Source organism: Anaerococcus sp. Marseille-P3625 (assembly GCF_900232825.1).
GTDB lineage: Bacteria > Bacillota > Clostridia > Tissierellales > Peptoniphilaceae > Anaerococcus.
The window spans coordinates 38364-64260 of the sequence record NZ_OCTP01000009.1 but is presented as its reverse complement, the minus strand read 5'-3'; the positions used below and the strand labels follow the sequence as shown (position 1 = coordinate 64260).

13 protein-coding genes are annotated in these 25897 nt (G+C 32.4%); 2 read left to right on the top strand and 11 right to left on the bottom strand.

Annotated features, from left to right (window positions below):
• Positions 1 to 51: 51 nt before the first annotated feature.
• From CS884_RS00920 to CS884_RS00895, 6 genes are all read right to left on the bottom strand, one after another.
• On the bottom strand, positions 52 to 813 hold the full coding sequence (locus CS884_RS00920) for a hypothetical protein (protein WP_099320220.1): 762 nt from the start codon (positions 811 to 813) through the stop codon (positions 52 to 54).
• A gap of 9 nt (positions 814 to 822) precedes the next feature.
• Complete coding sequence (locus CS884_RS00915; RefSeq protein WP_099320219.1) at positions 823 to 1371, bottom strand: hypothetical protein; 549 nt, start codon at positions 1369 to 1371, stop codon at positions 823 to 825.
• A 47-nt stretch (positions 1372 to 1418) separates the two neighbouring features.
• Positions 1419 to 2480 (bottom strand): hypothetical protein, encoded by a 1062-nt coding sequence (locus CS884_RS00910; RefSeq protein WP_099320218.1) that lies wholly within the window; start codon positions 2478 to 2480, stop codon positions 1419 to 1421.
• Between the two features lie 41 nt (positions 2481 to 2521).
• The gene (locus tag CS884_RS00905; RefSeq protein ID WP_099320217.1) at positions 2522 to 3028 is read right to left on the bottom strand and encodes a hypothetical protein; all 507 of its coding nucleotides are present in this window, start codon (positions 3026 to 3028) and stop codon (positions 2522 to 2524) included.
• A gap of 124 nt (positions 3029 to 3152) precedes the next feature.
• Positions 3153 to 3614 (bottom strand): hypothetical protein, encoded by a 462-nt coding sequence (locus tag CS884_RS00900; protein WP_099320216.1) that lies wholly within the window; start codon positions 3612 to 3614, stop codon positions 3153 to 3155.
• 20 nt (positions 3615 to 3634) lie between these two features.
• A complete protein-coding gene (locus CS884_RS00895; RefSeq protein WP_099320215.1) occupies positions 3635 to 6577 on the bottom strand; it encodes an FIVAR domain-containing protein in 2943 nt (980 codons plus the stop codon).
• Between the two features lie 263 nt (positions 6578 to 6840).
• Between CS884_RS00895 and CS884_RS00890 the strand changes: the two genes are divergently transcribed.
• Entirely contained in the window at positions 6841 to 7395 is a 555-nt protein-coding gene (locus CS884_RS00890; RefSeq protein WP_099320214.1) for a DUF4367 domain-containing protein, read from the top strand.
• Positions 7396 to 7485: 90 nt separating this feature from the next.
• Complete coding sequence (locus tag CS884_RS00885; protein WP_099320213.1) at positions 7486 to 8238, top strand: hypothetical protein; 753 nt, start codon at positions 7486 to 7488, stop codon at positions 8236 to 8238.
• Positions 8239 to 8482: 244 nt separating this feature from the next.
• On the opposite strand, the gene CS884_RS00880 is transcribed toward CS884_RS00885, so the two are convergent.
• The 5 genes from CS884_RS00880 to selD all read right to left on the bottom strand — a co-directional run bounded on the left by CS884_RS00880 (position 8483) and on the right by selD (position 25888).
• On the bottom strand, positions 8483 to 22555 hold the full coding sequence (locus CS884_RS00880) for a SpaA isopeptide-forming pilin-related protein (RefSeq protein WP_099320212.1): 14073 nt from the start codon (positions 22553 to 22555) through the stop codon (positions 8483 to 8485).
• Between the two features lie 310 nt (positions 22556 to 22865).
• On the bottom strand, positions 22866 to 23999 hold the full coding sequence (locus tag CS884_RS00875) for an aminotransferase class V-fold PLP-dependent enzyme (protein ID WP_099320211.1): 1134 nt from the start codon (positions 23997 to 23999) through the stop codon (positions 22866 to 22868).
• The gene (locus CS884_RS00870; RefSeq protein ID WP_099320210.1) at positions 23989 to 24264 is read right to left on the bottom strand and encodes a DUF3343 domain-containing protein; all 276 of its coding nucleotides are present in this window, start codon (positions 24262 to 24264) and stop codon (positions 23989 to 23991) included. Before CS884_RS00870 ends, CS884_RS00875 begins: the two co-directional genes overlap by 11 nt.
• Positions 24245 to 24853 (bottom strand): sulfurtransferase-like selenium metabolism protein YedF, encoded by a 609-nt coding sequence (gene yedF / locus CS884_RS00865; protein ID WP_099320209.1) that lies wholly within the window; start codon positions 24851 to 24853, stop codon positions 24245 to 24247. The genes CS884_RS00870 and yedF overlap by 20 nt, the downstream gene beginning before the upstream one ends.
• Positions 24854 to 24874: 21 nt before the next feature.
• A complete protein-coding gene (selD, locus tag CS884_RS00860) occupies positions 24875 to 25888 on the bottom strand; it encodes a selenide, water dikinase SelD (protein WP_099320208.1) in 1014 nt (337 codons plus the stop codon).
• Between the last annotated feature and the right edge of the window lie 9 nt (positions 25889 to 25897).

Here is a 25897-nt window from a genome sequence, read left to right as displayed (position 1 = left end):
AGATAGGGATAAGAAAAAACACCCCAGGGGTGTTTAATCTTTATAATCTAATTATTTTTTTAGCTCTTTTAATAGTTTTTGAGATTCTTCTATTAGTTGTTGAGAATCTTTTAAGATTTTTTCTAGTTTATCTTTAACCTTGCTTACAGTTTTTGGATAGTTTGTTAGCAAATCCTTGGCTGCTGCAGCTTGTTTTTGATTTACAGCTATAGCATCTTCAAGTCTTATGATATAAGCTTTTCTATTGTTTTCTTTTATGAATGTATCTTTTGCATTTTTAAGATCTTTAGCTTCCTTCAAAAATTCGTAGTTGCTTGTTTTGTCATCGTCTACAAGTTTTTTGGCATAATTATATTCAAGCTTTAGATCATCGTAGTATTTCTTGTTATAGTCATATCTACCAATTGTTTCTAGGGCATTTTTTGCTTCATAAATTTGAATTTCTAGTCCTACCCTATATTTTGCTTTTTCCATAATTGGATTTGTTTTATCAGCAATTTCGCTTTTTGCCTTGCGTATTTGCTCATAAATTTCTTTAAATTGTTCTTCTGTTGAATTTTGATCTTCTACTAAAGTTTTAGCAGTATCCATTGCCAAAACATAAACTAGCTTTAGGGCATCGTTTGAATCTTTGTAATCTTCACTTTCTTTATAATTAGCATCTTCTTTGATATATCCTAACAAAAGATCTTTGTAAGATGTTTTTTCGCCTTGTGCAAAACTTACATTTGAATAAGATTTTCCACCAGCAAGTCCTGTTAGGGAAAAGACTAATGCTAATCCAATAGCTGCTACTTTTTTAGTTTTTATCATTGTTGCTCCTTAAATATTTAATTGCTTTAATAGGCTTTCAGCTTCTTTTACAAGAGCTTCTGAACTTTTTAGTATATTTTGAAGTTTGCCTTTTACTTTTGCAACTGTTTTTGGATAATTTGTTAGTAAATCTCTTGCCATATTAGCCTTTATTTTGTTATCATTCAAAGCTTTTTCCAACTGATTTTTGGTATTTATTTTTTCAGCAATTTTTATCATGGCATCTTTGATATCTTTTTTAGCCTTATTTACCATAGCTGTTGCATCTCTAAGTTCGTCATAACTTGCATCTTTTTTTGCCAAAACAAGTTTTGCATTTGCTATGGCTTTTTCATACTCACTTTTTAGCTCTTGGCTTGTGTAAGTATAATAAACTTCTGAATTTACAACTTTTATTGTATCATCAACTGCTTTTTGCAATTGTTCTTGTTGATTTTCTGGGGTATTTACATTTTCATCGATGCTTGTTGCAAGGGCTTTGTTATTTTCCATGTTAAAGCTCATTGCAAAAAAGCTTATCGCAAAGATTGAAACTAACAACTTATTTTTAATTTTCATTGTTAAAAACTCCCTCTAATAGGAAATAAAAAGTTTTTAGCTACTTCTTATCCTCTAGTTTTGCCATGTTCAGCTAAGTATTGGTCTACTTCTTTGATTATAGCTTTAGAATCTTTGATTAGTTTTTCTAATTTGCCCTTAACTTTTTTAACTGTATCTGGTGTGTTTTCTAATAACCATTGTGCAGCAGAAACTTTTGTTTCGTTAGATTTTTTAGCAGCTTTTAATTCTTCTATTAGTTTTGCTAATTCTTTTTCTTCTTTAGTATCAACTTTTACTAATGATTTTTTAGCTTCTTGTAAAGCTTCAAGGCTTGTTTTGTATTGATCTAGAGTTGAATTTGCAGATTCAGCTGTTGTTTTTGCTGCTATTAAAGCTTTCTTAAATACATTGTAAGATTTTTCTGTGTACAAAGATTTATCTAATTTTTCTGCTTCAGCTATTTCTTTTTTAAGATTTTCAAATACTTTTTCCTTATCGGATGAGTTTATAATGTCATTTCTAGCATCTTTTAAAGCTTTTAGGGCATCATTGTATTCTTTCGCGCTAACATTGTCACCTTTTAATAGGACCTTGTAAGCATCTGTTTTTGCCTTATCATAAGCTTCTTTTTGAGCTTTTGTTGCTTTTTTGTAGTAAGTATCTTTGAATTCTTTATCCTTGTAATATAGGTCAAATAATTCAGAGTTTTCTACTGCTTTACCATCTAAAGCTGCCTTTTTTTCTTCAGCATATTTTAATGCATCAGTTAATTTTTCTATAGCTGTTTCATATTCGCTATCTTTTGTATAATCTTTTACTTTTTCAGGACTATAATCACTTAGTGTTTTAATTAAATTATTAACAAGAACTGAAAAATCATATTTTGCACTTTCTTTTGTAGCATTGATATAAAGTACTGATTCTTTAACTTTTTTTAGCTCTTCATATTTACTTTTTGCAGTGTCATAAGCTTTTTTATATTTTGCTTTGCTAGCTTCTAATGGTGTAACTACTATAGTTGTATCAGTAGTTGTTGAGCTTGCGTAAGATATTTTGTTTGCTGGTAGTAAAAAAGATACTCCAAGTGCCAAAACTAATCCTGCTTTTAAATATTTTTTGTTTTTCATAAATTTCTCCTTTTTTTTTACAATAATTTTAATTTACTTAATTATTTTTTTAATAAATCTTGGTATTTTTCCTGGATATTTACTTTTGAAATTGTAACTTCTTCGCCTGTTAGGATTTTCAAAAATTCAGCTGCATCTTTTCTCAATTTATCAGATTTAACAAGTAATTTTACTAATTTTTCTTCTTTGCCTCTGATAGTTTTTGGGTATTTGTTTAAAATTTCTTCTAAGGCTTTTACTATTACATCATTTTTCCTTAATGATTCTCTTAGATTTTTTACATAATCCTTTTCTTCAGCTTTTTCTTCATTTTTGCCATGAACTACAGATTCTGTAGTTGTGGTGGTTGTTTCTCCACCATTAGGAACTTCTAATCTTTCTCTTGGAGTTGGAGTATTTCCTGTCAATATATCCATCTGATCCATATTATCGTAGATTTTATTGATAAGATTTCTAGCATCAGATTCTGTTGCGTAGGATACACTTGCCCCTAGACTTGCCAAGCAAATTGCCATAGCACAAATTTTTATAAGTTTTTTCTTTCGCATATAAAACTCCTTACAATATTATTACAATCTTGTACTAATTATGTACCCGATTTCATAATCATTAAACGTTTTTTTGAAGTTTTTACAATTAATTTATAAATTAGATCCTAAAAAGGATCTAATTTTATTGTTGGCTATTCAATTCGTCTAAGGCTTTTTGAGCTTCTTCTAGTAGGCTATTTGAATTATCAAGCATTTCTTCAAGTTGTGGTTTGATATTTGCAACTTGTTCTGGAGCCATATCTAACAATAATTCTATTGCGCGAGCTTTTGTTCTGTTGTCAAAAATTGCTTGTTCAAGGCTAGCTTTTGGGTCAGCATCAGAGTTTGCATTTTCTCCTGCTTTTTCATCTGTATTTTCTGTATCTGCAGTTTGGGAATCATTATTTTCTGTTTTTTCTTCAGAATTTTCATCTTTTTGATTTTCGTCTTTATTTTCTGCATTTTTATCATCTGTTGCATTTTCTGTTACAGGTGCTTCTTCTTTTGGCACTTCATTGTCTTTTCCATTGCTCATTAGCTTATCACAACCTGTAAGTGTAAAGCATGCAATAAGAGCTGCAAGTAAAATTTTCTTTGTTTTCATAATTTTCTCCTTTTTATTTTTTATTTTTTCTTATTTTTGTCTTTTTTGCTTAATAAGAAATATCCGCCCAAAGCTACTGCTAGAACTCCTAATATTGGTCCTAATGATTCTATACCCGTTCTTACTATTGATCCTGGATTTATTGTATTAGGTATTTTTCTTGTTGTTGTAATTGGAGTTGTAGTTGTAATTGGTGTAGTTGTTCTTACTGTTGCATTTGCTCCAGCTTTTGGAATTGCATTCGTCAATTCTTTTTCGACTTCAATTAAATCATCCATTGTTTTGTCAGATTTGATTAGGCTTTCGATTTTTTCTTTTATACTAGCTTTAAGTTTTAAATCTGTAATCTTTGATGCATTGTCATTGTAATTTTTAACTAAAGCTTCTAAGCGTTTATCGAACTTGTCGCCATCTAATTTTTCTTTGGCTTCTAGTAATCCATCTTTAGCTTTTTTGAGGTCTTCGTCTTTGCTATCTTTTTGTTCTATAAGTTTTTTTGCATCTGCCAAAGCCTTGTCATAAGCTTCTCTTAGGCTCTTTTGAGCTTTTTGATATTTTTTGCTAGCTTTTAGATCCAAATCTTCAGCTATCAACTTTTCGATTATTTCCTTATCAGAAACAGTTGTGCTTGGCTTTTCTTCTTCTGGATTTTTGTTATTTATGATTTCTTGGAATTCTTTAACATTAAGAGCTGCTTCAAGATCGCTTAAAATTGATTCTAACTCATCTTTTTTAGTTTCAGTGTTTATATTTCTTACACGATCTACAGCTTTTTTAAGTCTATCTCTTGCAATTTGTGGAGTATTTTGGAAAGCTTTGCTTTGATATAATTTTTCCACATTTTCCATTTTCATTGTAATCTTAAATTTAAGTATATTTTCTTCATTAGGATTGTTGATAGTTATTATTGCATTGTCGAGCTTTTGGCTTAGAAGTTTCATAGCAGCATAATCTTTTGATTTGCTTTTTAGCATTTCTTCAGCTTTTGCTAAAAGTTCGTCAAAATATGCTATCAATTCTTTTTTGTCTTTTTCAGTAGAGTTTTTGAAGTTTTCGTATTCTTTTCTTGCTTTTAATGCTTTAAATGATATTACACTTCCTCTAAGGGCAAGTTCTTTATCGTTCATCTCATCATTGATGAATTTTATATATTCGCTTAATTTTTCATAATCTTCTTTATAAGATTCTTCTTTATTTCCTTTTAAATCTTCCTTGGCTTTTTGAATTAACTTTTCGTATTTACCAATAATTTCTTTTGAATTTTGATCTGCACTTTTTGCCTTATATTTTTCAGAATTTCTAAGTTCGCCATCTCTATTGATTAAATCATTTAGCTTATCCTTATAAGATGAACCTTCAACCAAGAAAATTCCACCTTTAGCTTTATTTACATCAGCAATCGCCTTTTCAAGGTCTTCTTTGCTAACTTTGCTCTTATCATTTGCATAAGTTGCTAGGATTTCCTTAGCTTTGGAAATTGCATCGTCATAGGCTTTTTTCTTATCTTCACTTGCGTTTTTGTAAGAAACTTTCTCTGTAAGTTCCTTATTTTCATTTACAAGCTTATTTAAGTCTTCGATTAATTTTTCAACGTCTGTCTTTACTTCAACTGATTGATTATAGCCGATATTTTTTAATGCATCATTTATCAAAGCCTTTGCTTGGTCAATTTCTGATGATGTTACGCCTTCTTTTATAAGTTTATTCTTAGCATCGCTAATGGTCTTATCATAAAGTTCTTGTGCATCTTTTTTAGCGTTCTTGTATGCATCAGATTCTTTTACTTTATTATTTTCGTCTATAAGGGCTTTAAGTTCATCTTTTGCCTTTTTAAGCTTTTGATCTTCACTTGTAGATTTTTCAGATCCTGCAGTTTTTGTCTGTGGTGGTTTAACAGAAAGTCTTGCAACTTTTATAGAATTTATAGCTTTTTGAATTTTTTCTAAATCTTTGTTTGTATTATTTAGAACATTTTTGCCATTAGCAAGAGCGCTCTTGTAAGTATTTTGGGCGATCTTATTAGCATTTGTAAGATCACTTGGATTTTCATTTACTAAATTCTCTAATTCTTTTGTAAGTCTATTAAGCTCGGTGTTTTTGCTATCTAAGCTTTCAAGTGCCTTATTATAAGCAGCCAAAAGTTCATTGTAATTATCTGTCAAATCTTTGCTAGAAACATTTGCAGAGCCTAAAACATTTGCCACTTTATTTATAGCATCTGATAAAGGTTTAACTATATTTATATCTTTGATGCTTGCATTTTCTGGGCTTTGAAGCTTGTTTTCCTTATAGAAATTGTAGGCTTCTTTTTGCAAGTTCAAAAGCTTGTTGTGGACGCTAGCATAAGCTTGAGCGTCAGATTTGCTGATATTTTCTAGCTCATCTTCTTTAAGAGCTAATTTATCAGTATCTAATGCTTTTTCATCGATAATTAAGCTTATTGTTTTGCTAAGATCGCTATTAGCAGTATCAATTTCTTCTGTTGTTTTTTCAACATCTTCCAAAATGCTTTTTGCAGAATTTATCTTTTCTGTCAAAGCGTTTTTGCTGGTTTCATCTAGAGTTTCTTTGGCTAATTTGTCAGCCATAGCAAGGCTTATTGAAAGAGCTTCTCTGGATTCCAAACTTTCATTAAAGCTTTTTCCAAGACCCATCTTAGCTGTTTGGATTTTTTCAAACAAAGCATTTATAGTTTCTTGGTCGGTTTTTGTATTTTCCTTAGCTTCTTTTATAGCTTTTTCATAGGCTTCTTTTTCTGTTGTAGTTGAATTTTTGTAAGCTTGACCATTTTTAATATTTTCAAACTCATCAACTAATTTTTGTAAATCTTCGCTAGTTTTTTCTTCTTTTTGTGTAATTTCGCTAGCATAAGAAATTCCGGTAAAATTCCTACTTGCTGGTGCAATAGTACCAAAAGATAAAGCAATAGCTAAAACACTTGTGTAAACTTTTTTCTTATTCATAAACTCTCTCCCGGTATTTCGTAATTCTAGGCAAAATACCTATTAATAGTTACAATAATTATACAATAATTATCAAATTGTGTCAAAAACCAAAGCTTTGATAAAACTTGCCAAAAGCTTAAAATTTCAATAAATAAGCCCCACAAGGATTTTAATCAGATTCTTTTGGTCAATTAATTTTAAAATAAATTTTTTCTTTTAACTTTGCATATTTTTATTAGATAGTATAATTAGTCTGTATTACACAAAAAAAGGGGAGAAATATGAAAAACAAAAAATTTTTATTAATATCACTTGTTTTTGCCTTACTTTTACCACAAGCAGCTTGCTCTAGCAAAAATACAAGCGAAGAAAAACAAGCAACTGTAAGCGAAGATGGCAAAAAAGAAGAAGAAAATAAGGATGAAGCAAAAGAAGAAAATAAGGATTCTATGCCAGCTGGAGATTGCTGTGGTGGAGCAGTTCCAAACCAAGAAAAAAAATCTGAAATCTACCAAAAAGAATTTTCTTACTTGCCAGAAGGCTTTGTAGAAAACTTTTCTGACAACAAAAAAGACCTAAGAACGGTTGAATATGTTGATGAGAAAAGCCCAGCAAAAAAAATAACCCTCCAACTTTGCGATAACGATAAAACATTCAAGGAATTTGTAAAAGTAGCTGACAAAACAGAAGAAATAGACATAGCCGATCAAAAAGCTCAATTTTGGGATGATGGAGCCTTTAGATATATAGTTTTAGACAAAGGAACTTACAAAATTTTCGCAAGAAGCACCTTGGATAAGGAAGAAACCATCAAGGTTGTCGAAGCAATCAAATAAAATGATAAGCACTCTAAAAAGAGTGTTTTTATTTTGAAAATTTTTAGCAAATAGATGATAATACTAATAAGATTTACAAAAGGAGAAAAAATGCTTAAAATTTATCCAGTTTATTTTCTAATCTACGCCATGGCAGGCTGGCTCTTAGAAGTTGCCTTTAACGGTATAAAAAACAAAAAATATATCAACTGTGGAGTTTTAAACGGGCCTTGGTGTCCCATGTATGGACTTGCAGCAATCCTTATAATCATAAGCCTTGATTTTTTCAAGATAAATAACAAGATCGCCCTATTTTTCATAAGTATGTTTGTGGCAAGCACAGTTGAATTTATCACAGGTTTTATCCTAGAAAAATTATTTGGCAAAAAATGGCGGGATTATTCTGACAGGAACTTTAACCTCTTAGGCTATATTTGCCTAGAATATTCCTTGATGTTTGCGGCAGTTGGCTTTATCTTCTACGATGCGATCCATCCAAGCATCAGCCAATTAGTAGGAAAGATCCCGGAGAATTTCTTAATAATAACAAATGTAATAATTGGAATTGCCTTTGTCATCGACACATTCGCCGCAGTAAATTCTATCCTTGGAATCAACAAGAAATTTGCCCAAATAGAAAAATCTTCCGAAAAAATTGGCGAATTTACAGACGAACTTGGAGAAAAAATAGCCGAAAGAAGCATAGAAAAAGCAGAAAAATTAACAGAAGGCAAAAAAGAAATAGATGAGAAAAAACTTGAGATTAGAGAAATTTTCGACAAATACGGAGAAAGAAGACTCCTAAAAGCCTTCCCAAACCTTATAAAAGACTTGGAAGATAAGAGAAAGGAAATAAAAGATTAGGGAATTACTTTGAGATCTTTCGACTCCAAACATCTATCGATGTTTTCCGCTTACTATGCCAAAGCTTAGCTAAGCAATGATTGTATTAAATTTGTGTATAAATATATTTAAAAAATACAAAAATGCCCTTTCTGGAAAACCAAAAATCAAAAAAATCTCTACAGCCTAAAATTTCCAACAAAAAACCAGCCTAGGTTTTCCTAAGCTGGTTTTTGCTTTATAAAATTTTGACAAATTTTATTTTCTAAGCCTTTAATCTAAGAGTTTTTTTCTTTCTTTGATAAAAATCATAAATCAAAACTCCCACAAGCATCACTACAAATCCACAAAGAGCGTAGAACAATGTTCCATTTCCTCCAGTAAATGGATAAATTGCTTGTTTGTTTACAATTACCATCGGATCTGGTTCTTTGATTTCTTTGCCGCCTTCAGTTTTCTTAGTGTATTTTATATTCTCATAAGTTCCTGCTTCTACAGATTTTTCTATAGATTCAATACTTATTGTTCGAACTTGGTCAATATCTGCTCCATCATTGCCTTTAGGAAGTTTTAATGTCTGTGTGATAGAAGTTTTTGTGCTTAGATTGCCACTATCATCAGTATTTGTAGATTCTAATTTAGCTCTTAGCACTATCTTAAAGCTATCAGTAGATTTGATAGGATCTGTTGATTTTGTATCGTTGATTTTCTTTAATAAATTATGGAAGCTAAATAAGATATTACTACCGTTTGAACTTAATATACCACTGCTGATGTCTTTTACTTCAGTCCATGTTTCATCATTCTTTGATTTTTTATGGTAAATCTTTACTTCTGAGACGTTTGCACCATTTCCTCTCCAATTAAGTCCAATGTTATCAGCTATTAGTTCAAAGTGTGATTTTGGGATTGTAGAAGTAGCACTCTCATCACCTGGATAATAGGTAAGTTCCTTATTATCTCCATTAACAATGAAAGTCATCTCCAAATCCTTAGGCTTTTCTTTCGATTCATCTTTCTTAATATTAATATCAGTAAAGGTCTTTTCTTTTACTTCTCCATCAGCAACCGCAAACTCCTTGACATAATCTCTAGGTCTGATATGACCATGTGGAGCTTTAATTTCTTTTAGTGCGTAGTAGCCATTTTCATAGAATTTGAACTCTACTAGACCTTTGGCATCTGAGGTGAATTTTTGTACTTCTTTGTATCCATCCGGAGCTGTTTCATCTTTAATTAAGACTAATCTTTCAGTTTTACCATTAGCCGTCTTTTCATATAGTTTAAGATCTTTTGAATAAGCCTTATCCTCAAGATTTTTCTTATACCAAACTTCAAACTCAGCACCAGTTAGAGGATTTTTTCCGTCTGGGCCAGTTTTCTTAAAGATGATCTTATGTTCTTTCCTGTTTACTATTGTTATTGGTACTACACCTGGTTCTTCAACATATTTTTCTTGTTTTTGTCCCTTTCCATCCTTGTAGTATTCTTTTCTGAAAATCTTGCCACTTTCATCTACTTTGAATTCAGCTACTGGACCATCTGGTTTTACATATCCTTCTGGTGCTGTAGTTTCTTTTAATTGATATTCACCTTCTGGAAGCTCAGAATATTCAATCAATCCATTTTCACCAGTTGTAATTGGTTGGCCATGAGAATTCCACTTTTCTTCACCAATCTTTTTGTAAAGTTGGAATGTTGCACCTTGTAGCGCTGCTTCATCAAAATTGTTTACTTTCTTAAACTTAATTTTATTTGAAGGGTTAACTGCTTGGATAGAAAGTTTGGCATCTGCTGTTGATTCATTTTTGAATCCATAGACCCCATCAAATCTGTCAACAAATAATTTTCCTCTATAATAATCATATAATTGAAGAACACTTTCTGCTTGATAAGATGATTTATCTTTACCTGAAACTCTACCTGTTACTTTAACAATATATGAGTCTCTAGAAGACATACCATTTTCAAATGGAAGCTCTAATAATTCTCCTTTAGCCATGCTTTGTCTTGATACACCATAGCCTGATCTTGTTATGTTGGTACTATTTTCATTAACTCCAAATGATTCCGGCATATCATTCTCAACATTAGTATTGTTGGATAATCTGTACTTAGTAATTACTACATTTTCTACATCTTGACTAGGAATATAGTAGAAAGAATTTGTACGTGAATTTTCTTTATCCCTATTAATGTAGAAGTAGTGAAGGAATTCTCCAGTTTCTTGATTATACTTAACTATCTTGGAGGTCATATTTAGATAATCAATTCTATTATTATCTTTTTCCATTCTAAGATCATAAATAACCTTGATGTCTTTATATTGACTTGTATCTTTTCCAATTCCAAATCCAACTTTTTGACCGCCAAAAGTTCCATCTGAGGTTTTTACTTTGTATAGGTCTATAAATCCAGTAAGCTTGTTTGAAAAATCAATTAAAGTATAAGTGTCGGCATATTTTGTGAATGTGTAAGTCAAAGTTCCAGCTTCTCTATTATAATCAGCTTTTGCTATAGTACCTACTCCATCAGCAACTACATCCAAATTTGATATGCTGTTTTCAAAAATTCCGTGTAGGTCCATATTGTCACTTATATTTAGTACAAAATAGTCACCAGGATTAATCTTTGTGTTTTCTGCAAGTGTGAACTTATTAGTAAATTCCATACTTTCACCATAATGTGGATGGATTTCTCCTTTTTTTCTTGGTGTTTTGGATTCTGGATTTAATACCTTCATTTCAGTGGTTTCAAGAGTAATCTTATCTGATAAATCTTTTCCAGTTCTTGCAATATCGCCAGAATATGGATCTAGACCTTCACCACCTACTGTAAAGTGCCATACTTGCTTAGTATTAATGTGTCCATCAGGAGATTCAATTTCTTCTAGTTTGTAGTTACCTATTTTAAGTCCTTCAAATGATAATTTACCATCTGTTCCTACTGTTTTTTCAACAGGTTTTGAAACATCTGTTAGGTTTGTAAGTCTAAACTTAGCTCCTGCTGTTAGTTCGCCTTTGTCATTTGCTGTACCTTTTAAGGCAGTTCCATTTTCATCAACTTTATTGATCATTACACTACCCTTACCTGGCTTTTCGTTTACGATTTTACCCATGTTCTTGGCAGTGGCGCTTGTAACATAGTCTACTAGCAAGCCGTCTTTTTCAGTGGTTGATTTTTCTTTGATATATTGGTAAACACCATTTGCCTTATCGTATTCTAGAGAAATATATCCGTTAGAAGTTGGTGTTATTTGGATTTCACTTAACTTATATGTGTCCTTTATAAGCTTTCCTTCTTTGTCCTTTATTTCTCCTGGGAATTTGATACTCAAATCTCTTAAAGGCACTTCTTTAGTTTTATCCAATGGATTTATAATTCTGGTTGTTTCCAAATCAGCATTCTTAGCATCCTTAAATTTGATGACTTCATTAGTTACTGGATCGTGCATTTCTAATTCTTCAAATTTGTAAGATTTATCATTTCCTGGGAAATAGAATCCAACTGTATCTACCTTAATGTTTTCACCAGTTCTAGGGTCGGTTATCAATTTTGAAACTATACTTACTGTTTCAACTGAGAAATGTAGAAGTGGTCCATCAATTGGTTTGTATCCCTTTGGAGCTTGTACTTCTATTAGTCTATAACGACCTGGTTCAAGTCCTCTAAAACCAAAGTAGCCGTTGAAAGCAGATGATACGTAAGAGCCTTCTACTTCTTCATAGATTCCTTCTCTTACTCTCTTTTCAAGCTTGAATACTGCACCTTCAAGTCTTCTCTTAGTGATTTCTTCTACACTATCTTTGTCAGTTTCCTTACCGTGTTTAGAGAAGGTGATGTTGTATCTTTCTGCATCATTTTCAATACTAAGTCCTTCTTGAGGAACTGTATTTGTTTTATTTGAAGAGTATAGGGAACTAATGTCGATGCTTGTTTTTATAGTACTAGATGGGTTCTTATATCCTTGAGTGCCTGGTGTAACTGTAGGTGTTATTTTACCTGTTATATATGGATCGCTTCCTATATATACTTTCTTACCTAAAGCATTAGCATATTTTTGACCAGCTGGTTTAGAATTTGCCCAATTGTCTGCTCTAGTTTTACCGTAATTATATTCCAAGTATTGTCTAAGTGTTTCTGCACCACTTTGGAAAGATGCTTCGTCCTTACCATTTTCATCTTTAAGAGCTTTGTAAGTTATACGACCATTGTCGTTATATAATTGTTGGAATTCTCTTGCACCATCAAAGAATTCAATATCAATATCAATCTTTCCTAAATCTTCATCTGGTAAATCAGTTTTGTTGTTATTTACATAAGGATCTTTTAGTACTGGTTCAGTACTTGATGCAGTTCCCTCCTTATTTGTAAAGTTATAGTTAGAATCTATCGCTACTTCATTAGTAACATTTCTATCTATAATAGAAGTATCATAAAATCCTTCAATGTCTATATAGTAAACTCCTGGTTCAAGATTTAGTTGGTCTTCGTCAAATCCCCAGTCAAATGGTCTCCATCTTGCTGTGTTTACAACAGTTACATCTGGATAAGAAACGTCATAGTCATTTAAGATTTTAATCATTTGAGCTTCGTTCGGATCTCCATCTATTCCAGTTATCTTATAAGTTGACCTGTAAGCTGTCTTTACACCTTCTTTGATAGTAACTGGTGGAAGTCCTGGTCTGTCAATTTCTTCTCTTTTGTGTTTTGGTTTAATTTGAACGTTGACAGTTCCATTTTTTCCTCTTGTGTCAATATATACTCTTTGGATAAATGTTCTTGATTCTGTATCAATATGAGTGATTTTTGTTGCGTATTTTACACCATTTGCTTCTTTTATATCAAGATTTTTATTTTTTTCAATAAAGCTTTGTGGTGTTTCTTCTGGTCCTTTGTATTTTGCTACTAGTTGACCATTTTCTTCCACAACCTGTACTTTCCAAGGAGCATTTGCTTTTCTATAGCCTAGTGGGGCTGCTGTTTCTTCAATTACATAATATCCTTCTGGCAATCTAACTGGCTTATCATTTTTATCCTTAAATTCAACAAGTCCTTTATCATTTGAAGTTCCTGTTTTTACTCCAAAGTTTTGGTCAAATGTCTCGTATTTTTCATCAGTTTTTCTGATGGTAAATATAGCACCTTCAAGTTTTCTGTCGTATCTGTCTTTTTTGTAAATCTTAAGATCAAGACCTGTTTGCTTGTTGGTAATTTGAGCAACTTGACCATTCTGTATTTCAGTTCCTAAATCTATCTGCTTAAAGCTTGCAGTAACACTTACATTAGCGGCTGGCATTATAAATGAGTTATTTGTAACTTGTACAGAATCGCCATTGTCAGCTGTTACTGTAAATTTATCTAATTCATAACCTGATATTGCTGTGGCTGTTAGAGTGACTGATGCTCCAGCTAAAGCAGAATCTGTACTTGCAGTAACCGAACCATTTTGTATATCACTAGCAATATTAACCTTGTATTTGTAAGTTTGTGGATCTTTTACAAATGTTGCAGAAATTGTGACATTGGATTCTGGCATTGTAAATGAGTTATTTGTAACTTGTACAGAATCGCCATTGTCAGCTGTTACTATAAGTGTGCCAAGCTTAAAGCCTGGATTTGGTGTAGGTTTAAGATTTACAGTTGTTCCTTTTGTTGCAGTGCTAGCATCTGCACTTACTCTTCCATCTATAATATTTTCATCTATCTTAATATTATAAGCAGTATCTTGTGGTTTTTCATAAGAAACGTTAACTCCTACATCTGAGGTCGGCATTGTAAAAGTATATGTTGTTTCATTTACTTTTGTATATGCCACAGTGCCACTTGTGCTATTAATACTTAGCTGTTTTAGCTTAAATCCTGTTTGTGGCGTCAATGTAAGTGTAACGGTATCTCCAGCTTTTATATTTTCGCTTGGACTTGCACTTATTGTTCCGTTTTCTTGAACATTGATATAAACTTTATAAACTTTTTCAAAAACAGCACTTATTATTACATCTGATGCTGGCATTGTAAACTTATTGCCATTTAATCTAACAGGATTATTAGTGCCTTTTTCTAATACTTGTAAGCTATTTTCCTTATATTTATAGCCTTGATTTTCACTAATAGTTAGACTTATCTCTTTTCCTGCTTCAGAGCTTGTTGGATTTGCTCTTACAGAACCACCCAAAGAAGAATATTCAGTAATATTGTATTTACTTCCAATGACTGGCACATTTGCTTCATTTGTATAAGATTTTTCTAACCAACACTTGTTACCGTGTTGCCCTCCAGTATAAAAGTTATAGTTTGAACCTAAACCTATTGGATAGTTTTCATTATAATTTGTTTCAACTTCTATCAAGATGGTTCCTGGATATCTTGTGTTGATATCATTAGTTTGAATTTTCTTGGTACCTTCTGCTGTAAATCTAATATTTTTACTTATATCAGTTTTACCAGCGATAGCATCTATATCCGAACTTTTATTGATATTAGCTAGACTAGTACCATCAGGTACTTGGTAAACTCTTGTCGTAACTTCACTCGGACTTATATCGTACTTATCATAAGCTCTGTGGAATTTGATGTTACGATTTTTCTTAGCATAACCTTCTTTGTATATGAATACTTGTTTGTATCTATTGTGTTCTTTGTCAATTTCGATTATCTTTGTGTCAATTAACTGTCCGAATTCTGAATCGGAAGCATCTTCTCTCTTTGTTGGTTGAGTTGAGCTTTTATTGTCTACAACTTTCCAACCATTTCCAGCTCTTAGCGGATTTGCTAAATCAACTAAATTTCCGCCAACTTCAAGGCCAGAATTATCACTGCTAAAGCTTTCTAATAGGTTTCTTCTCATTGGATTAGCAAACAAACTTCTAACAGATGCTGCTGATACATTGTTAAGATTTTCTACAGATAGATTTGTGTTTGGATTACTTATTCCAGCATTATTAGCTTTGATATAAATTTTTCCATCTTTAGTTATTGTAACTGTCCAATCAGTATCGGCTTTTTCATAACCTGGGGCTGGTTTTTCTTCTACTAGTGTATATTTACCAGGTTTTAGACCGTCAAATGAAACCATACCGTCAGATCCAGTGGTCATAAATCTTTCGTCTTGGCTTGGATCTGGTCCTGTCAGTTTGAAAACTGCTCCTGGAATTGCTGTAGTTTTATCTTCCTTAACTTTTTTGATTTTAAATCCATATGTTTTGAGACTATTTGTTACATCAAGCGATCCTTCTGCTAGGTATGAACCAACTATTGTACCGCCTGTATCACTTACAAGGCCTGCAGTTTTGATGTCGGAAACTCTTTCGTAGTAATCGGACTTCCAGTAGGTTGTGTTACCTTCTCTCCAGTCCATACCTGTACCTACTCCACCGCTTTCGTCTTTGTAAGGTACTTTGACATCAACTACTATCGGCTTATTTGTAACTGGTAGGTCTAGTTTTAGTCTAGTTTCTCCAAAATGGGAATTGTTGGTAGATTTTTTTACTTTGTCAGTAATTTCAGTAACTTTATAAGATGCAAGTCTTAAGTCTGATATTAGACCAGTAACCTTACCATCAGTATTGCCACCTGTTTTCGGTTCTAGAGTGAATATTTTTACATCTTCAGTGCCCGCATACCAATCCATATTTGGATATTCTGGTTTTTCTCTATGGATTGTAGCTGCAGTTACTCCATCAACTCCTACCGTTTGTCTTGCTTCTGGGTTTATTACATATCTTTGGACTACATATTTTTCTTTCTTATTTATAGCAATAATTCTTGTACCCAAATACTCAGCCTTTTGATTATTATCTACCCAACCAGTCCATCTATTGTCATAGTTTGACCAGCCTGATGTGTTCCTATTTTTAACATCAACCCATTCTGTACCTTCATCTCCAAGAAGTGATTTTTCTACAGTTACATCTTCTTTTGGATCTGAATAGTTGTAGACTTTTGTTTTGCCATCTTCTACTCTTAGAACCCATCTTTTATTAAGTGGATTATAGCCTGTTGGTGGTTCATCTTCTTCAAGTATATAATTCTTGCCTTCTGTTAGAGTTGCTTTAAATTCTACAATACCATTTGGTCCTGATGTTGCTTCAGCTGAGAAATTTGGATCGTCTGGACTTGTTATCTTAAATTTTGCTCCAGGAAGTGGCTCTCCCTTGCCGTTCTTTTTGTAAACTCTAAACTTTTGTCCAACTGGTTTGTTTGATACTGGAATATTAATTTTATTTCCAGTATAAAGTTGACCTACACCTGTAATAGATGTTTCTCTTATTCTCACGCTACCGTCACTTAGAACTGTAACTTGCCATTTTTTGTTAGTAAGCTGATAGTCTTTTGGTGCTTTAGTTTCTTCTAAAGAATATCTTCCAGGTGCGATATTAGCAAAATCAACTTCACCATTAGCATTAGATGTTCTGTAAATTGTCTTGTTATTTTCATCTGTTAAGGCAAAAGTTGCTTTAGGAAGTTTCTTTCCTTGATTTGTTTCGTCGTATTTTGTTAATTTAAAAGAACCTGGAGTATATTTATGATTTATTAAACCAATTACTTCTTTATAATATTTTGGTATTTCTCCGCCAGTTTGGTCACCTATGGCTGTGTTTACATTGGCCTTGGATGCGAAAGCTGATGTAAGGTTACCATCATACATATAGAAAGCTCTCCATTTTTTATTAAACTGGTCTATATCGGTAATCTTAAATGTTTGTTCTACTACATATCCACCCTTTTCTCTTGGTTTTGGTACTTTTACAACAAGAGGAGCCTTGCTAATAGCTTCTGTAGCTAATTTTTCATTGGTTTTTATATTAGCTGGATTATAGTTAATATATATACCATTTTGTGTCCTTTCACTCCCACTTTCAGGATTTATTGCTTGATGTGCTAGTAAGTGGTAGATATTTGGATCTTGTTCTGGTCTTATACCCATTGATAGAGGCATATACTTATTTAAAGGAAGTTCTCCTAACCAATATTTTGCATAATCAGTTGCGTATACTTTTACATCATTAAGTTCATATAGAGGTTTATAACCCTTACCTGACCATTCTGCAATACGGTTGTTTTGAAAATCAGTTGTTAACCAGTTATATCTGACTGTTTTTGCACTATAACCTTCACCAAGTGGGTTTAGATATGTTAGAACTGTTACATACCATTGTCCGTCTTCTTTTTGGTATACATCTCTAAAGTAGTAAGACTGGTTAGAGTCGCCTGTCCCTGAGTGGTGGCGTCCATAGTCCGCATTTATTTCTTGGTTTAAAACAGGATTTCCATCCACATTAGCGACACCAGGAGCTACCTTTATAGTAAATGTATATTTTCCTGTTTCTCTTGCAAAGTATTTATCTGGAATTATACCCCTGAGGTTAATAGAAGCTGTTACATCTTTTTTTGCCTTATCGTTAAATACATAAGTCAATAGGTTGGTATCATAATCGAAGTATGGATCTGCAACTTCTACACCCTCAATTACAATCTTAGGGAAAGCAGAGAAATATTGGGTGAAGTCAAGGTTTCTATCGAATTGAATTTCAAATCTTGACCCTTTTGACACATTAGTTAAAGTAACATCGGCATGGTATTTTAGGGATTCATAAGAATATGCTTCCCAAATGCCTGTCTTAGTACCAATATCACCCGGTTCGTTTTCTAGGTATTCAAGTCTTTGGTTAACACTAGTTACTTTAGCCTTTGCTGAGCTTCCTGTTTCTTCACCCTTTTCAATGTAGTAATCTTGTCCTGTTTGTGGGGTTCCAATACCATCTTCAAATCTTGCCTTGTAGCTTACTTGACCTTGGTCATCAACTACAACTTCAAAATATACACCGTTTTGTTGGTAACCATCTGGTGCGGATTTTTCTTCTAATCTGTATGTTCCTGGTGGGAATTGTCCAAAGTCTGCTGTACCTTTGTCGTCAGTAAATTTATTGGCAATTACATTATCATTACTATCTTTAAGGACAAATTCTGCACCTTGAAGTCTTTCTCTATTTCCGTTGGTATCAAATGTGTCGCCAAATTTTGTTGCAGAAATTGGGCTTTTTGTAAATTCTTCGTTTGTTACTAAAATTTGATTTTTTTCGCCAGTTCCTTGTCCATTTGTTTTATTTAAAATAACGCTTTGAGTAAGTTTTGTTTGTCTAGCTGTATCTTTATCTGTCAACCAATCGTAGTCTAAACTAATAGATTGTTTGTTTCCTACATTTGCTTTAACTTTTACTAAGAATCCCCAGTCATTTTCAAATCTTTGTTGTGGGAAGTAAATTTGGTAACCAGTTTTTCCTGTGTATGGATCTGTAGTATTTGCTGTGCCTGTAATTTTGTTATTATTTGCAGCATTTATTACATTTTCCCCAAGTAAAGGAATGTATCCTTCAGCATTTTGTTGTTCCATGCTGTACTTAACGTTATTTCTATGTCCTGGAGATACGTCGTAAGCTTTTACATCTGTAATATTTACGCCTGGTATAGAAATATTAAGTCTTGTATTTCTATTTGTACCATCCGCACCATTATTGCTTTCTGGTTTTAGGTAAAGGTAGAACTCAACTTCATTTTGATTAGTTGTTCCATTGGTTGTTATCTTACCATAGTGCATAGCGTTCATATAGTCTGGCCAGTTAGGTGCACTGTCGTGTTGGACAAGTTTTGTCACGTTTTTGCCACCTGATAGCTGGATATTGCCACCATCTACACTGATTGTACCATCTTTTGCTATGGTGATTGTTTTTTGTGATTGGTCAAGCTTGTAACCTGCTGGAGCTTTTTCTTCTGTTAAAGTATAAGTTCCAGGTAGTACATTATTAAAGGCAGCTTTACCTTGGTTATCAGTAACTATAGATGGTTGATTATCGCCTAGTAATTTAAATCTTGCTCCTGCTAGTTTTTTGCTTGGATCCTTGCTATCAACTTTTACTACAGTAAATGTAACAGGGTTTGGTTTTGTTGTATCAATAGCAGAGTTGTGAATGTATTGACTTTTTGTATCTCTTTGATAGTAGTTGGCATTTTCGTTGTATTTGTAAGTTTTTCCATTTACTCCAACTGTATCTTGGTCGAATTTTTGTTCGATTTTATTTTCTCTTTTAGAAGCTTCGTGAGAATTTTCGTCAATATCCCAATATCTTGCGTTAGGAATTGTGACAAATCTTGTGGTCTCTCCAGCAGCGCCTTTATCTACATGTACTTTACCAAGTTCATTTCCTTTATTATCTTTTGCGATAAAGTCTTGTCCAGGCATAGTCATGCTTTGCTCTGGCAAGTTCCAAACTTGGTCAATGTATAGGTCTCTGAATTTAGAAATTCTTACACCAGAAATACTATAGTTATTTGGTTGATCTGCATTTGTTAAACTTGTATCTAATTGATAAACCGCAATATTTCCAACTTCTTGTTTGCCTTGAGGGTCAGATTCTTTTGTTGGAAGAGAATTGATATTTTTTGTTGTTCCAATTTGAACCATTTGACCTTGATCGTTTAGACCGTAGACTGCACTTTGTCCACTTGTTATATTTTGATTACCTTCTAGAGTTCTATCTTCAAGAGGTAGGCCCTTATTTTCATCCTTACTTGATACAGCATCTGTGATTGTCCAAGTAGCTTTATTATTAGATTTGAATTCTCCAAGGATTGTTGTTCTGTTATTAATTCCTGAACGAGTTGGTGTGAAATCTCTTATGGCTTCTTGGCTAAAACCATTGTCGTTTATTGATCTAACTGCACCTTTTTTCAAACCTTTATTGGCATTGTAAATAGATATATCGACCATATAAGAGCCTTGCCTATTTACAACAGGTGTATAGAAAGTATATATTGCTTCGTTGCCAGTTATATCTGGTTTGTAGTGAACTGAACTTGTGATTCCAAGATTTCCATCTATTGGGTTTTTTGTCAAAGCCCCATCACTTGTTATTTTTAATTCTTGACCATTTACCTTGAAGTTTTGAATTTCTCCAAGTCCTGATCCTTTGACTGTTGTAAGGTTTAAGTTAAAGCCTAGGCCATCTTTTAGGTCTTCATCAGCATTTACTTTTATAGTCCAGCTCATGCCAGTCATTACTCCATCTTCTACAACTGGTGTTCCAATTGGATCTAGGTCTAGCTTATAATCTGCCGATTCTACAATTTGTACTACATCATCTCTTCCATCTTCTATGATAGTATTTGTTACATTACCATTTTTATCTACTACCACTGGTAAAAGAGCTTTTGGATTTGTAACACCAAGTCCTGATACTTTGTTGATAACGGTGAAACTTTGATCGGCAGGGATATTTTTAGTATTGAAATCTACGTCAATATTTAAAGGAAGGTTTATATCTTCAGATATTTCCTTTGATATTTTATATCTTATGGTGTTTGTAGTCGAATCATATTCTGGATTAGCTATTACTTGTCCATTATAAACTATTGGTTTTAGAGTTGATGGGTCTTTTACCATTAGTTTTTCATCTAGGTGGAGATCAAAATATTGGTCAACTTTAATTGGACCAAGTCTATTTGATGTGTCAAAACGGGTTCTTATTGTGAATTTCTTATTTTCTAGTGGTGATGGACTTCGGCCTACAGGAGTAGGTATATTTTCTTTGCCAAAAAGCAAAGTTTCTAATTTGCCTAATAAGCCTTCTTTGTTTGAATCTTCTTTTGCTGGCTCGTCAATTTCTGCCTCTTGATTTGTTTGATTTTCAGTGGCAGTATTTGTTTTTTTGCTATTTTCTTCTGATTTTTCTTTATCCTCAGTATTTTCTTTTGTAAGTTCTTTTGTTTGAGGATTTTGATTTTCTTCGGTATTTGCTTTTATTTCTTCTTTTGGATAAATTTCATCTAATAGCTTTTCTAGGTCAATTTTTGCTACTTTGAATTTTTCCTCGTTTAATCCAGAAGTTAGGGTTATTAAGATTTCTTTTAAATTTTCTTTGTCTAAATCTTTTGCTTGATCTTTTAGATTATTTTTAAATTCTTCTTCGTTTATTTTTTCATCGTTGTAAGATTTGATATTTTGAGTTATTTCTTCAACTTTTGCTTGTAGGTTTTCATTAAGTTTATTTTCGCTTTTGTATTTATTTATCAAAGCATCTTTGTTTAGGTCGATAGGAGAAGCTGATGTTTGTTCTTTGCTTTGATCTGGCAAAGAATTTTCTTTAATTTCTTTATTTTCATCAGGCAAAGGATCTTCGTTTGAATCCTTATTTTCTTCTTCAGATTTTTTATCTTTACTTTCTTCTTTATAATAAGGGTTTTTTATTATTTTATTATTGTAGGTAAATTCTTTTGGGTTTGCGTCTTTTTTAACTTTGGTTGTTAGGGCGATTTTTGCAATAAATCCTTGTGGAATTTGTAATTCACTTTCTTTGGCAAAAGGAATTTCTTGGCTAAATTCTTTTTTTAGGATAAAGCCTTCTTCGTCTGCTTGGTAGAAGTCTACTTTGATTCGACTTTCTTTTGTATCTTGGTTTTCGTCTAAATTTATTTGATAATTTATGCTTTCCTTAGCTTCTGTTTGTGTATTTATTAGATAATCTGTCCAGGAAATTTCTGCTTTTTTATCCCCTAGAAGATTTGCTTCTTTGAAAGTTCCTTCAATTTGGTTTTCTTCTTCTATTATTTCTAGTTGGTATAAATTTTCTGGGTTTTCTTCTAAGATAATTTCTTGTGGGTTTTCTTTTTCTTCTTTTTGCTTAAAGCTTAATCTTTCTTGGTGGAGTATTTCTTCATTTTGATCTTTGATTACAAAGTCTAAAGAGTATATTTGATCTTTATTTTCTTTGATTTTTTCAAAAGTTTTTTCTTCTATTTGTGTGCTTAGGTAATAAACTACTTCTTGGCTTTCGCTTTCTGTGGTGGCTGATAGGGTTTCTATGTATTTATCTTGATTTAAAATGTTTGGAGTTTTTACTTGATTTTCAATTTCTACTTCATTGCCATTTTCATCTATGGTTGTTGTTTTTTCAAGCTTTAGTTTTTCTTCTTTGCTATTTTTGTTTATGGCAAAGAAAGCCTTGATTTTTTCTAAGTCATTTTCTTTGGCTTTTATAGCAATTCTATAAGATATTTGACCTGTTGTTTGTGATAGGCTCACGGATTTTTCTATTTGAAGTTTTTCAAGTTCTTCTTTTTTTATGTCGCTTTTTAAAAATGTGCTTTCTTTCTGATTTTGGGCAGACTTATCCCCTTGATTGTCCTCGACAGCTTTTAGGCCCATTAAACTTGTTTCTTTGCCGTAAATTTTTCTAGGATTTTTTGTTAAACTTTGTGCTAAAATTTGACTTGGAAATGTCAGAGTGAATACTAGAACCAACGCCAGTATTTTTACTAAAACTTTTTTTAATTTGCTTTTCATATACTCCCCTTAAAATTCATATTCTTATGTATGGTAATTTTTTATAGATTTTCATAAATTAAGTAAATTCATAAAGAAAAATGCTCTATTTTAAAATAGCACACACTTTTCCATTCTTATACTTATATTATACTATGAAAAGTATATTTTTAATATAGCAAATCCGGCGTTTTTTTAGTTTTATTTTCAACAAAACACAAAAATTACTAAATTTTTTTTAATTTTATTATTTTTAAAGAAAATAAGGACTATTGTTGGTAATTTCAAGCTTCTTTACCTTACAATAGTCCTTAATTTAATCTATTTTTTATTAATATTCTTTAGCTATTTCTCTAAGTACTTCAATAGCCTTGTCAATTTCTTCATCAGTATTAAAGTATGAAAAGGAAAATCTTACTATTCCTTGAGCCTCAGTTGCAAAATGTTCGTGAATTAATGGCGCACAATGAGCTCCAGGTCTTGTTTGAATGTCGTATTTTTCATCCAAAATTAGGGCAAGCTCTGATGATTCCATATCCTTTAAGTTGATTGAAACTATCGGAGAATATTCACCCTCTGGTTTTTTGGAATAAATTTTTATTCCTTCTATATCTTTTATGCCATCATAAAATCTTTTGGTGATTTCTTTTAGATGTTGGTGAATTTTGTCAATTCCCTCATCTAAGATAAATTTTATGCTGGCATCCATGGCAATTTGTGATATGAAATTGCTCGTTCCAACTTCAAAAACTGCCGGAAAATCTAGCGGATGATTTTTGTCAAAGGAATTAACTCCAGATCCACCAGAAAATACATTAGAAAAATCAAAATCGCCATTTTTTATAATTCCACCTGTTCCTGATGGTCCATAAAGTGACTTATGGCCAGTAAATACAAAGATGGAATTAGGATATTTTGAAATATCAAGATCCAAACAACCTGCAGTTTGAGCAATGTCTATTATCATTATGAGCTTATATTTTTTTGCATAAGCGTGAATTTTATCCAAATCATTTACATTGCCCAAAAGATTTGAGGCTTGATTTGTTATGATAAATTTAGTGTTTTCTCTAATAAGCTCTGGGATTTTGTCAAAATCTACATTGCACTTTTCATCAAAATCTATAAAACTAAGTTCTGCCCCGCTTTGATAAAGCGGTCTTAGAACTGAGTTATGCTCTGTTGTTGTAGTTATTACATGGTCATTTTCTTTTACCAAAGATTTGATTACAAAATTTAGGCCAAAACTTGCATTTTCAGTAAGGGCAATATCATTAGGATTTGCTATATGAAAAAGTTTTGCCAAGTCTTTCTTAGTTTGGAAAATTCCCATCATGGAGTTTTGGCTTTTAATGTGGCCGCTTCTTGAAGGGTTGCCCAAATCGTTGGTATTTAGCAATTCTATGAATTTTTCTTTTAAGGCATCTGGTTTGTGAAGAGTTGTCGCCGAATTATCAAAATACATATTCTTTTATCTCCCTTTTTTTGCCATCATGACCTAAGCTGTAGGAATTCTCATAATCATCTTTTGTTAGAATTTCCATAGCCTCATCGATAAAATCTTTATCTACTCGCAAGCAATAGCCACAACCTGTACCAATTTCTGTTGGCAATGGAATAAGTCTTGATCCTTTTAAATGTTCAACTTTGCTTAAAGCTGCCAAGGCTTCAGAAATGTTGTGAAAAGAAAATAGAAAATATTCTATATTATTAGCAAGGGTAGATGGCATGATTAGATCTCATTGCTTCTACAATTTTGTACATATTGGTGATTTCGCCAACTTTTAGCTCTTCTTTTTTGCCATAATTTTGTAGGCAAAGTCCGCAAGAATAAATTCTTACTCCCCTAGCTTCAAGGCCTTTAAGATCTTCAATAGATTTTTCATTTTCTGTTGTCATAAATACTCCTCTATTGTAGAAGTACATAGCAACTGGAAGATGGTCTTGTTCGGTTAGGGCATAGATAAAGCCTTCTAGTAAAGATTTGGAAAATTCTGGATCTCCATCAGCCATTTTATCAGAGCTTACAATTACAATGTAGTTGCTGCTTGTAGCATCATTTACGCTATAGCTTTCGATTTGGCTATGGTCTAGGGAATCTTTTGTTTTTTCTAAAGATACTTTGTATTTTCTATCTTCAAGTTTTTCTACTTTAACATCTATTTTTAATTCTTTTGCCATTTTTGATAAGTTTTCGGTTGCAACTTCGTTATCAACTAAAACTTCAAATTCTTTCTCATCTGGATTTTCTCTAAAAGCCTTTTTTGTTTCAATAACTGGGATTGGACAAGCTTTACCTAATACATCAATTTCTTTCATTTTTTTCTCCTTTAAATTTTTTTACCTTACAATAATTGGATAAAATCTTTTGGATTTTACTTCCCCTATTTCATATATATCCATTTTTTCTCTTTTAAAATCATTTTTTATTTGATCGGCTGTTTCTCTATCAACGGAAACTAATAATCCACCTGAGGTTTGTGGGTCAAACAAAACTTCGCTTAGGGCAAAATTATCTTCGTAAAATTCTACACGTCCTCCAAGATAATTTCTGTTATTTTGACCACCAGAAGTGTATAAAAATTCTCCCGCAAGTTCTAGGGCTTGATCAAGGATTGGAACTTTTTTGCTATCAACGATAATTGTAAAATCATCTCCAGCCATTTCTGATAAGTGGCCTAAAAGTCCAAAGCCAGTTACATCTGTTGCTGCGTGGATATCATAATTTACAAAAATATCTCTAGCGTATTTGTTTAAAGTTTTCATTTGATCTGTACAAGCTTTGAAATTTTCTTCTGTTACAAGACCCTGGTTGTAGGATCCTGTTATAAGACCTGTTCCAAGTTTTTTGGTTAATAAAAGCACATCTTTATCGTGTGGAGTGTTGTTTTTCCAAATTTTATCCAAAGCAACCTTGCCAGTAACGGACAAACCGTATTTGGTTACATGATCGTGGATTGAATGACCACCTGTAAGGCTTGCTTTAGCTTCTGTTACCTTATCATTTCCACCTCTAAGAATTTCTCTTAGGATATCAAAATCATCTTCTAATGGGAAAGTTGTAATGTTTAGGGCACAAATTACTTCGCCACCCATAGCGTAAACATCGCTCATTGAATTTGCTGCTGCAATTTGACCAAATAAATATGGATCATTTACCATTGGTGGGAAAAAGTCTAAGGTTTCGATTATTCCAGTTTTGCCATCAATGTCGATTACTGCTGCGTCATCTTTTTTGTCAAAGCCTACAACTATATCATCACGTTTGTAAGGAGTGATATCTTCTAATAATTTGTCCAAATTTCCTGCGGCAATTTTTGCATTGCAGCCGCCACATACATTTAATTGACTCATAAATTTTCC